The sequence below is a fragment of the Arthrobacter sp. SPT-J7 genome, from assembly GCF_059089965.1.
The window spans coordinates 1-10,784 of record NZ_JBNHFF010000106.1 but is presented as its reverse complement, the minus strand read 5'-3'; the positions used below and the strand labels follow the sequence as shown (position 1 = coordinate 10,784).

Below are 10,784 nucleotides of genomic sequence, written 5' to 3'. Positions count from 1 at the left end.
TTACGCTCTCAAGGCCCGGTAGGGGCCCGAACCGAAGGATCTGCTACGCGGCCTGCTTGCGTCCTGCCTGCTTGGCGCCCTTCTTCGGCGCGGCGGGTGCGGCCTGCTGGGCGGGGCGCGGCGCGGCGGGTGCCGCCTGATGGTCAGGTATAGGCTCAGCGTGCGCTGCTTCCGCAGTCTGGGCTTCTTCAACTGCATGAGCTTCTTCAACTGCATGAGCTTCTTCAACTGCATAAGGTTCTTCAACGGCATACGCTTCTTCAGCCGCGTAAGCTGCTTCCGCGGCGCGGTTGCGCTTCCAGCGCCGGACCAGGTCCACAGCGGCCATGGCCCCGGCTAACGGGGTGAGCACTGCTGCCCCGTAAACGAACAGAATCCAGGTCAGGGTGGTCAGCGGGGGCTGGTTGTTGTGCAGGAGCGACAATCCGCCCAGAAGGCCAACGGCCCAGAAAAGGACCACCGCCGCGAGTACCGCGCCAGCCGGGAAATACTGGTTGGACACAATTTTTTTCAAGGTTTCCATGCACTTCCTCCTGCCTGGCCGGGGCACGGCAACAGCCGCTCAAGACAAGTATGGGGTGACGGGGCTGTGAATTCCGGCAACACGCAGGCGGTGGTGATGAACGTAACGCTGCTTTGCCTGCGAGCCCGGCCGGCGGTTGAGCCGGCAGCCCTCTTCCCTGCCGCAGGTGCAGCTAATACGGTGGACCTGTCCGGCCACGCGCCGGCTTGCCCGTAGAGATGGTGCCAACTGGAGGTTTTTCATGCGTAAAGTCACCGCAGGCCTGTTCCATTCCGTCGACGGTGTGGTGTCCGATCCCTACAAGTTCCAGTTCGACAGCTTCGATGATGAACTCGGAGTGGGCCTGACCCGGATGATGGAAACCGTGGACACCGTGGTGCTGGGCCGGGTGAGCTACCAGGAATGGGCAGGCTACTGGCCCAACGCCTCAGTTGACGAGGACTTCGCAGGGTTCATCAATCCAGTGGAGAAGTTTGTGGCTTCCCGGACGCTGAAGGAACCGCTGGAGTGGCAGAATTCGCAGCTGATGGACGCCCCGCTGGAAGAGTTCGTGTCCAAGTTGAAGGCGCGCGAAGGAGGCGAGATTGCCGTGTGCGGCAGCATCTCGGTGACCCGGCAGCTGCTGTTTGCCGGCCTGTTGGATTCCCTCACGCTCATGACCCACCCCGTCATCGCCGGCACCGGCCGCCGCCTCTTTGAGGACGGCGACCCCACTACCCGGCTAGTGCTGCAGGACCAGTCCCGCACCAGTAAGGGCAACGTGATCAGCACCTACGGGCGGCTCGAGGGCTAAGCGCCCCGGATAGCAGTTGCGACGGCGGCAATATCGCCGGGCGTCGTCCGGCAGCACCCACCAATGATGCGGGCACCGGCCCCCAGCCAAGCCGCAGTCCCCTCGGCCAGGCTGCCGGGCCGGGCCATATTGCCGGCGGGACCCGATCCGGTGCTTCCCGATGCTGCAGGTGCCCAGGTTTTCGTCACGGGATCGTAGGCCTCACCAGAGTTGGGATAGGCCAGCAACGGTTTATCGGTGGCTCGCCGCAAGGCCGCGAGCGCAGGGCCAACCAACTCCAGCGGCACGCAGTTCACGCCGATCGCGGCAATCAAGGGCTGCGCGCCCAGGAGTCCGGCCACGGCTGTCAGCGGGGTGCCGTCACTGATGTGGGTGCCATCCCGCAGTGAGAAGGAGAACCAGGACTCGAGGCCGTATTCCCCTGTGAGCGCCAGCAGCGCCTCGGCCTCGGCAAATGACGGCAGCGTTTCGCACGCGAGGAAGTCGGCACCGGCTTCCACCAGCGCGGCAATGCGGGGACGGTGGAAGTCCCGGAATTCAGCCGGCGTCAGGACATAGTCCCCGCGGTATTCCGAGCCGTCCGCGAGGTACGCACCGTACGGGCCGACGGAGCCGGCAATCAGCAATGGCCCGGCGTCGGGGGCGGCCGCCTGGTGCTCCCGCCGGGCCTGGTCCGCCAACCGGACCGACAACGCCACCAGCTCCAGCGCCTCCTGCTCCCCCATCCCCCGCGCCGCAAACCCTTGGGGCGTGGCCTGATAGCTGGCGGTCGTCGCAATCCGGGCACCGGCTGCAAAGTAGTCGCGGTGGACGTCCTTGATCAGGTGGGGCTGTTCGAGCAGGACCTTGGCCGACCACAAGGGATCGTCGAGGTCGCAGCCGCGGGCCTCGAGCTCGGTGGCCAGGGCGCCGTCAGCGGGCAGGTGCCCGCCGGGTTCCAGGAGGGACGACAGCATCGCATTCGAAGGCATAGCAGTCATAATACGCATTTTTTTATGCTTGTAATGATTATTGTTTTCTGCCACGATGGCAGGCAACCGTCAGCGCGGCGGGAGGAAAGAGGACAGGTTCTTGGACGTTCAATTGCACCCGGTACGCAAGCTGCGCGTGCACTGGCCCATCAGCGGCACCACCTTTGCGCAGCTCGCCAAAGGCAAAGCGACTGCCTTCCGGGATGACCCGGGCATCGCCCACCTGCTCCAGGCACTGGCGCAGTTCCGGGAGCTGGGCGACTTTGGCAACTACAAGCACGTGTTCGAATCCGGCCTGGGTTTCGAAGGGTTCACCACGGCCGAGGGCGCCAACCCCACCCTGGGACGCGTGGGCGAGCAGACACTGTCACCAACCTTCGTTTTCACTACCTACTTTGATGCGTCCCTGGAGGACGCCGCCGTCGAACGCTTCATGAGCCAGATCGTGGAGATCCACCCGTGGGAAGTGCCCGTCATCGAACTCACCGGACCCATCAGCGTTTCCAGCAGTGCGCTGGCGCCCCAAGGAGCTGCCGCATCATGACAGACACCGCCACCGTTTCCCTCTGGGAGAGCCTGCAGCCGCTGCTCGCGGGCAGGCAGTTCGTCGACCTGACGCACGCCTTCCACCCCGGCCAGCCACACTTCGCCGCCTTCCCGGATGAGGAACGCCAAGCCCTCTTCGACCTCGAGAAGGGTGACGGGTTCACCGCCCACCGGTACACGATCATTGGCCAGTGGGGAACCCACGTGGACCCGCCCTCCCATTTCATCCTCGGCGGCAGGACGCTGGACCGGATTCCGGTGGAGGAGATGATCCTTCCACTGGTGGTCCTGGACATCACCTCGCGGGTGGCCGCCAACCCGGATGCCACCCCCACCCTGCAGGACGTGCAGGACTGGGAAAGCCGGAACGGTACCATCCCGGCGGACGCTTTCGTGGCCCTGCGGACCGGCTGGAGCAGCCGCTGGCCGGACCCGGACGCCATGGCCAACCGGGACAAGGACGGTCTGAGCCACACACCAGGCTGGTCCTTCGAGGTGCTGTCCTTCCTGGTCACCGAGCGGTCAGTCGCAGCGATAGGCCACGAGCAGACGGACACCGACCCCGGCCTCGCCACCTCCCGCCAGGACTTCAGCCTGGAAACATTCGTCCTGGAGCAGGACCGCTGGCAGATCGAACTGCTGGCTAACCTGGACGGGCTTCCGGAATCCGGCGCCGCCGTCGTCGCAACTTGGGCCAAGCCGCTGGGCGGCAGCGGTTTCCCGGCGCGGGTGTTTGCCATCTGCTGAACCGGCACGACGGGAGTGCCGGAGCAGGGCCAGGACGCGCTCCACTAGACTCAACTCCATGCCTAAAACCTCCAGCATGGGCCGCGGAATCATGGCCGTCCTTGCTGTTGGCGCACGCCACGCAGCGGGACACCCCGGCGGAACCGTGGCCGACATCGCCGTGGACCTGGGCAAGGACCGCAGCCAGGTGTCGCGCAACCTGCGCAACGGTGAGCAGGAGGGGTTCCTTAGCCGGACCAGCCAGCGCACCTACACCCTGGACTGGTCCGTGCTCACCGACGCGCAACTGCTGACGGAACGCCGCTTACAGTCCGACGGCGGCACCGCTTTGGACACACTGGCCCGCGAAACGGACGAGGCCTGCTTCCTCGGGGTCCTCCATGGCGACAGCACCGTGACCATCGGCGAAAGCGTTCCCGCCAGCAGCAACCTGGTGGGCTCCTGGCTGGGCCGGCCCTACCCCGCATACTGCAGCGACGCCGGGCAGGCAGTTTTGTGGGAGGCGTCGGAGGCAGAGGTGCGTACCGTCTTCGCAAAGGTGGACTTCGCCCGCCAGGGACCGAATACGCCCACGGGCGTCGAAGACTTCCTGGCACGCCGCGAAGCCGCCCGCGCACGGGGTTACGCGATCGTGGACGAGGAGGCCGAGCCCGGCCTCTACTCGCTGGCCGTCCCCGTCCGTGACTTCAAGGGCGACGTGGTGGCGGCGCTGCAGATCGTTGGCATCAAGGAACGGCTGGAACCACGCCGGGAAGCATGCGCTCCGGCGCTGGTGGCACAGGGACGGTGGCTCGAAAGCAGGCTCGGCCACCAGCCGCAGGACTAACCGGGCGCTTGGCTGGATCCAAGCCGTTCTGCCGCGCAGGTGAGCGCCGCGGAGGCGGCTTCGACATCGGTAGCGGACCCGATCTCGGCCCGGCTTCCCAGCACGCTGAGCGAAGCAAGGATGGCACCGCCGGCGTCGCGGACGGGCACCGCGAACTCCAGCACGTTGTGCTCGAATTCTTCCGCAGCGGCGATGTAGCCGGCGGCCTGGTCCCGGACCATCAGTTCCCACACCTCATGAGTGGAATGGGCCGCCCCCGGGCCGCCGATGCCGACATAATTCACGTCGCTGAGGAGGGCCTCCAAGGCCGGGCGGTCGTGGTCCCACAGCAGGGCCCGGCCGGCGCCGGTGCACCAGACCGGAGTCACCATGCCCGGTCTCACGAAGCTTCCGGGAACGGCGTCGTTGCTTGAACTCCTGACCAGGATCACGTGGTAGCCGTCCCGGACCGAGAGCCGGGCCCGCAGCCCCAACGAGGCCACCAGCGCCTCCAGTTCGGTTTTTGCTTCCCTGACCCAGCCCGTATTGAGCGAGGCGGCGAGGCTGAAAAAGCGCCGGCCGGTCCGGAAAGGACCGCGGTCCACGCGCTCGAGCAGCCCGAGGTCGCACAGCTCCTGTGTGAGCCGGGAGACGCGGCTTTGTTCCATGTCCAGCTCGGCGGCCAGTTGGGAAACACCCAGCAGCTGGCGGCCCCGTTTCTCCCGGTCGGCCACCAGCCGCACAATCCGGAGGCCCTGCGCCATGGACGACGCCTCAGAAGAAGAATCCACGCTTGTTGCCCCTCCCCGCCGGAAACCTCGCCCTATTCTTCCACGGCAGAAACGTCCCGACCGTGGGGCCGGAAAGAACGACGGCGACCGTCCGGGAAGGTGCCCAACCCGCCTCACCCGGCAGTCGCCGTCATCCGCTTCCGTTACTTGGCAGGCTGTGCCGTGCGTCCGTGCCGGAAGTGGAACCAGGCGTAGCAGGCGGCCACAAAGGGGATGCCGAAGTAGAGCGCGGCGGCCTGGGTGGGGTCGAGGGCGATGCCAATGAGGGAGACGACGCAGAGGGTGAACGCCAGGATGGGCACGAGCGGGAACAACGGGGCCTTGTAGGCGAGCGTGGCAACGTCCCCGCCGTTGCGGATGAAGGCGCGGCGGTGGAAGAAGTGCGAGGCGGTGATGGACATCCATACCCCCACCACGGCGAAACCGGCCACGGACACCAGGACCAGGTAGACCGTTTCCGGGGCAACCACGCTGCTGACCAGCGATGCGACGCCGCCCACCATGCTCACCGAGAGCGCGATCAGGGGGATGCCGCGGGGCGTCAGCTTTTTGAAGGCACGGGGCGCGTGGCCTTCATCGGCGAGGGAGTAGAGCATGCGGGCGCAGGAGAAGAGGCCGCTGTTGCCGGCGGAGAGGAGTGCGGTGATGATGACGAAGTTCATGATGTCGGCGGCAAACGGCAGGCCGATGGTGGAGAAGACCGTCACGAACGGGCTTTCATCCAGGCCTACCTCGCTGTAAGGGATGGTGGCGGCAATAACGGCGATGGCGCCGACGAAGAAGATCAGCAGGCGGATGACCGTGGTGCGCATGGCCTTGGGGATGCTGGTGGCGGGGTCCCTGGTTTCGCCTGCCGCCACGCCGATGAGCTCGGAACCGGAAAAGGCGTAAAAGACAGCGAGGACGGTGACCAGGACGCCTGTGAAGCCGTTGGGGAAGAGGCCGGCTTCAGTGGCGAAGTTTTCGAAGAGGAACGGGTGGCTCGCTCCGCTGCTGAGCGGGCGGAAACCGAAGAGGGCCGCGCCGCCCAGAACGATAAGGCCGATGATGGCGGCCACCTTCACGATGGCGAACCAGAACTCGGACTCGCCGAAGAATTTGGAGGAGACGGCGTTGAAGCCAAAGAGGACCGCCGCGAACACCAGGCACCAGACCCACACCTCAACGTCCGGGAACCAGCGCTGCATGAGCAGGCCGGAGGCGGTGAACTCCGAGCCGATGGCCACCGCCCAGCAGAGCCAGTACAGCCAGGCGGTGGCGAAGCCGGTGGCAGGGCCGATGGAGCGGGCGGCGTAGATGTGGAACGCGCCGGAGACCGGGTAGGCAATGGCGAGTTCGCCCAGGCAGGCCATCACCAGGTACACCACAAACGCACCCACGAGGTAGGCGATCACCGCTCCGAGCGGGCCGGCCTGCGAGATGGTGTAGCCGGAGCTGAGGAACAGGCCGGAGCCAATCACCCCGCCCATGGCGATCATCACCAGGTGGCGCGGTCCCATGGACCGGCGGAGTCCCGACTCTGCCTGCTGTTGCGTTGCCGGGCCGGCCGGCTGCTCATCCAGCCTTAGCGGTGCTGAGGGTTCCACGGGCGTCTCCAATGCTGGGGTCGAGCGGTGCGATGGGGCGCGCGCAGTTCCCCTGGTCCCGGTACCGGGAATTCGGTACCGGGAAACGAAGAATTGCACGTCGACAGTGCTGAAAGTAGCACGGCCGCCGAATATCTAGTCACCAAAGGCATAAAGTCATGCTTATATTGCACGCTGTTACTTCCGGGCGCCACCGGTTGACGTACGACGGCGCCACTTGCCTATCGCTGGGAGGCGGGCCAACGCCGTCGTACGTCCCTTATGCCAGGTCAGCCGCGCACCCGCTCGACGGCGGCAGCACTGGCTTCCTGCCCGCTGGCCCGAAGTCCCTCGACCACTCCTGCGGCGTCCGCAGCGGAACGGTTCTGGCTGAGCTTTTCCTTGGCCTCGATGCGCGTGATCACCAGCTCGACACCTACGATGGCGCGCAACTGCCCGGTTATGAACCGCTCGGGGGCGTCGTCAACAGCCCAGGGGTGTTCCCGGCCGTCCTCATGCAGCCCTGTCAGGCGCCGGACATGATGGCCCAGCCACTCGGCGTCGTCATGGATGACAAGTTCGCCGTAGACGTGCGCGGCGGAGTAGTTCCAGGTGGGCACCACCCGGCCGTGCTCGGCTTTGGAGGGGTACCACTCCGGCGAGATATAGGCGTCCGGACCCTCGATAATGGCGAGGGCTTCCCCCTTGGGCGAGACAGAAAACTGCGGGTTATTCCGCGCGGCATGTGTGTGCAGTGCTCCATGCTCCCCCACGGAATGCTCGTAGACGAAGGGCAGCAGGGTGGCCAGCAAGCCCTGGTCCGTCACTGTGACCAGGTTCGCCGCGGAGGGCCGGGTGAGGAGGTGGTGTACGGCGTCGGCGCCTGCTGCGAAGTGGGCGGGAATGTACATGATGGGGTCCTTTCGGTTCAGGAGATCAGGGCGCGCTGGCGGAGCCGGACACGGACCGCGGCGCCGGCGCATGCGATCACGGCCATGCCGCCGACGATGGTGGTCCAGGTCAGGGCCTCGCCCAGCAGGAGCGAGGCCCAGCAGATGCTGAGGACAGGCTGGAGGAGCTGGATCTGGCTGACCTGGGCGATGGGTCCGATGGCGAGTCCGCGGTACCAGGCGAAGAAGCCGAGGAACATGCTGACGACGGCGAGGTAGGCGAAGGCGCCCCACTCGGCCGGCGTGGCTGACGGCGGCTGCGCTGCAACTGAGAGAACGGCGAGGGCAAGCATCAGCGGCAAGGCGAGGACGAGTGCCCAGGCGATGGTCTGCCACGAGCCGAGCTCCCTCGCCAGCAGGGCACCCTCGGAGTACCCGACTGCGGCGCAGAGGACGGCGCCCAGCAGCAGCAGGTCGGCCCACTTCAGGTGCCCGAACCCGCCGGCCTGCAGGAACGCGAACAGGATGGCTGCCAGTGAGCCAAGCACCATGACTGCCCAGAAGGCCGCGGGCGGGCGTTCACGGGTGCGGAGCACGGCAGCCGTCGCTGTTGCGGCAGGCAGGAGGGCGATGACCACGGCGCCGTGCCCGGCAGGAACGGCGGTGAGGGCATAGGAGGTGAGTAGCGGAAAGCCGACGACGACGCCACCGGCCACGAGTGCCAGCCTCGCCCAGGTGCGGGCGGACGGGAGTCCCTGCCGGGCCAGCAGGAGGGCTGCCGCGGCGAGGGTTGCTGCGACGACGGCGCGGCCTGAGCCGATGAACAGCGGGGACAGACCGGCTACCGCTACGCGGGTGAAGGGCACCGTGAAGGAAAAGGCGGCCACACCCAAGAGTCCCCACCAGATCCCGGTCGGGCTCCGGCGCAGTATCACTGGCCGCTCGGCAATAGTAGCGCTACTATGTTCTTCCATGAATAACGATAGCAGTTCGCGGATCGTTCTGGCACTGAAGCAGTGGATTTCTGCAGCTGCCCCCGGTGCCCGGCTGCCGTCCACCCGGTCGCTGGTGTCCGAATACCAGGCCAGCCCGGTGACGGTGCAGAAGGCGCTGCAGACCCTGACGGCCCAAGGGCTGATCGAGAGCCGACCCGGAGTGGGGACATTCGTGCGGGCGGTCCGGACTGTTCGGCCCGCCGATTACGGATGGCAGACAGCGGCGCTGGGGGCACCGCCGTCGGCCCTTCCTTCCGCTTCCGGCACCATGCGGGACGTCCCCAACAGCGTCATCCCGTTCCACTCCGGCTACCCGGACCGGGAACTGCTGCCGGAACGTCTCGTCCGTGCAGCACTGACCCGCGCCGCCCGGGGTGATGCTGCGCTGTCGCGGCCGCCGGCGGCCGGTATGCCGGAGCTGCAGCAGTGGTTCGCGCAGGAGCTGGGGTCCGCCACACCGGCCGGGGTCTCTCCCCCGACGCCCAGCGATGTGATTGTGCTGCCGGGAAGCCAGAGCGGGCTGAGCTCGATTTTCCGGGCCCTTGTGGGTGCCGGTCAGCCGCTGCTGATAGAGTCGCCGACGTACTGGGGTGCCATTTTGGCGGCGGCGCAGACGGGTGTCCGGGTTGTTCCGGTGCCCAGCGGCCCCGACGGTCCTGACCCCGTGGCTCTGGCCCGCGCCTTTGAGGAGACCGGTGCCCGGGCTTTTTACGCGCAGCCCAATTATGCAAATCCCACGGGAGCGCAGTGGGCGCCGGGGCGGGGCGAGGAGGTCCTGGAGGTGGTCCGCCGGTATGGCGCGTTCCTGGTGGAGGACGACTGGGCGCATGATTTCGGGATCACGTCCGACCCGGTGCCGGTGGCCACACGGGATGACTCAGGGCACGTCATCTATATCCGGTCCCTGACCAAGAGTGTTTCAACCGCCATCCGGATTGCCGCGGTCATCGCTCGTGGTCCAGCGCGGGAACGCATCCTCGGTCAGCGGGCGGCGGAGTCGATGTATGTCAGCGGGCTGCTGCAGGCCGCGGCATTGGATGTGGTGACGCAGCCGGGGTGGCAGACGCACCTGCGGAGCCTGCGGCAGCAACTGCAGTCGCGGCGGGATCTGTTGGTCACCAGCGTCCGGGAGCATGTTCCGCAGGCCCATATCGAGCTGCTGCCCAAGGGCGGATTGAACCTGTGGCTGCGGATGCCGGAGGGAACAGATCTGCCGCGGCTGACGCGGGAGTGCGAGGATGCCGGCGTGATGATTGCCGCCGGCACCGAATGGTTCCCGGCCGAGCCCGCCGGCCCGTTCGTGCGGCTCAACTATTCCGGTCCGAATCCGGGCGCGTACCCGGAAGGCGCCCGGATCATTGGCAAAGCGCTGGCCCGGAACGGCAACCGCTAGCCTCTCTGGAAAGTTTCCAACGAGGATCAGGACTGGGGGCTTGGGCTCGACTCTTCCTCCACAGAAAGACCGGTGCTATTCCCGCCTTGCAAGTCGCAGCGCTGCGCAGGAAGCCGCCGCAAAGGCAGTACCAGTCAGGCGCAAGCCCGAACCAGCTCTTCGCTCTTTTCCCACAGCCCACGCGCCAGCTCGGCGTCGTAGGCCTGGGGGTTGGCCTTGGACATGGCGCGCTTGGCGTAGAAAGCGCCGGAAAACCAGTCCCTGCCCGGGGTGCCGTTGATGAGCCACAGCATGGTGTCGGCGCCCTGGTCCGGGGTGAGCATGAACCGGTTGAGCAGCGTTGTATAGGCATGCCGGAAGGGGCTGGTGGACTCGGCCGCGAAGTTGGTGCGGACCACGCCCGGGTGGAATGCCGCCGCCGTGATGCCTTGGTCCGCATACCGGCGGTCCAGCTCTGAAGTAAACAGGATGTTGGCGAGCTTGCCGGTGCCGTAGGCACGGTTGGTGGAGTAGCTGCGCTCAGCGGTGAGGTCGGACAGGTCCACCCTGCCGAAACCGTTGGCGGCACTGGACGTGTTGATCACCTTGGCGTTGCTGGCCACAAGGACGTCCATCAGCAGGGTGGTGAGCAGGAACGGCGCCAGGTGGTTGATCTGGAAGGTGGATTCGTTGCCGTCGACGGTAAGAGTGCGTTTGCCCATAATGCCGCCCGCGTTGTTGGCCAGGACGTCGATGCGCGGGTAATCACTCTTCAGCTGGGCGGCG

General features: G+C 66.6%; 12 protein-coding genes. 5 read left to right on the top strand and 7 right to left on the bottom strand.

What is annotated here, in order from left to right; translation table 11 throughout:
- Positions 1–43 precede the first annotated feature (43 nt).
- Positions 44–523, bottom strand: coding sequence for a hypothetical protein (locus AC5RWX_RS25385; RefSeq protein ID WP_494099054.1), 480 nt, complete (start codon positions 521–523; stop codon positions 44–46).
- 241 nt (positions 524–764) lie between these two features.
- Here AC5RWX_RS25385 and AC5RWX_RS25380 point away from each other — a divergent pair, with 241 nt between their 5' ends.
- Positions 765–1,316 carry a dihydrofolate reductase family protein gene (locus AC5RWX_RS25380; protein ID WP_494099053.1) on the top strand — a complete coding sequence of 184 codons (552 nt, stop codon included), beginning with the start codon at positions 765–767 and terminating at the stop codon, positions 1,314–1,316.
- Here the strand turns inward: AC5RWX_RS25380 and mmuM are convergent.
- Complete coding sequence (mmuM, locus tag AC5RWX_RS25375; protein ID WP_494099055.1) at positions 1,313–2,287, bottom strand: homocysteine S-methyltransferase; 975 nt, start codon at positions 2,285–2,287, stop codon at positions 1,313–1,315. The genes AC5RWX_RS25380 and mmuM overlap by 4 nt on opposite strands.
- A gap of 55 nt (positions 2,288–2,342) precedes the next feature.
- On the opposite strand from mmuM, the gene AC5RWX_RS25370 reads away from it, so the two are divergent.
- The 3 genes from AC5RWX_RS25370 to AC5RWX_RS25360 are packed head-to-tail and all read left to right on the top strand — an operon-like array spanning position 2,343 to position 4,406.
- Entirely contained in the window at positions 2,343–2,831 is a 489-nt protein-coding gene (locus AC5RWX_RS25370) for a hypothetical protein (protein WP_494099052.1), read from the top strand.
- On the top strand, positions 2,828–3,580 hold the full coding sequence (locus tag AC5RWX_RS25365; RefSeq protein WP_494099051.1) for a cyclase family protein: 753 nt from the start codon (positions 2,828–2,830) through the stop codon (positions 3,578–3,580). The genes AC5RWX_RS25370 and AC5RWX_RS25365 overlap by 4 nt, the downstream gene beginning before the upstream one ends.
- Before the next feature lie 58 nt (positions 3,581–3,638).
- Positions 3,639–4,406, top strand: a complete 768-nt coding sequence (locus AC5RWX_RS25360) for an IclR family transcriptional regulator (protein WP_494099050.1) — start codon at positions 3,639–3,641, stop codon at positions 4,404–4,406.
- Here AC5RWX_RS25360 and AC5RWX_RS25355 read toward each other — a convergent pair.
- From AC5RWX_RS25355 to AC5RWX_RS25340, 4 genes are all read right to left on the bottom strand, one after another.
- Complete coding sequence (locus AC5RWX_RS25355) at positions 4,403–5,176, bottom strand: IclR family transcriptional regulator (RefSeq protein WP_494099049.1); 774 nt, start codon at positions 5,174–5,176, stop codon at positions 4,403–4,405. The two genes, AC5RWX_RS25360 and AC5RWX_RS25355, sit on opposite strands and share 4 nt — an antisense overlap.
- A gap of 143 nt (positions 5,177–5,319) precedes the next feature.
- On the bottom strand, positions 5,320–6,762 hold the full coding sequence (locus AC5RWX_RS25350) for an amino acid permease (RefSeq protein ID WP_494099048.1): 1,443 nt from the start codon (positions 6,760–6,762) through the stop codon (positions 5,320–5,322).
- 269 nt (positions 6,763–7,031) lie between these two features.
- The gene (locus AC5RWX_RS25345) at positions 7,032–7,652 is read right to left on the bottom strand and encodes an FMN-binding negative transcriptional regulator (RefSeq protein WP_494099047.1); all 621 of its coding nucleotides are present in this window, start codon (positions 7,650–7,652) and stop codon (positions 7,032–7,034) included.
- 17 nt (positions 7,653–7,669) lie between these two features.
- The gene (locus AC5RWX_RS25340; protein WP_494099046.1) at positions 7,670–8,605 is read right to left on the bottom strand and encodes a DMT family transporter; all 936 of its coding nucleotides are present in this window, start codon (positions 8,603–8,605) and stop codon (positions 7,670–7,672) included.
- Here AC5RWX_RS25340 and AC5RWX_RS25335 point away from each other — a divergent pair.
- Positions 8,604–10,019 (top strand): aminotransferase-like domain-containing protein, encoded by a 1,416-nt coding sequence (locus tag AC5RWX_RS25335; protein WP_494099045.1) that lies wholly within the window; start codon positions 8,604–8,606, stop codon positions 10,017–10,019. The genes AC5RWX_RS25340 and AC5RWX_RS25335 overlap by 2 nt on opposite strands.
- Before the next feature lie 134 nt (positions 10,020–10,153).
- On the opposite strand, the gene AC5RWX_RS25330 is transcribed toward AC5RWX_RS25335, so the two are convergent.
- A partial coding sequence (locus AC5RWX_RS25330) for an SDR family NAD(P)-dependent oxidoreductase (RefSeq protein WP_494099044.1) occupies positions 10,154–10,784 on the bottom strand: 631 nt, incomplete at its 5' end.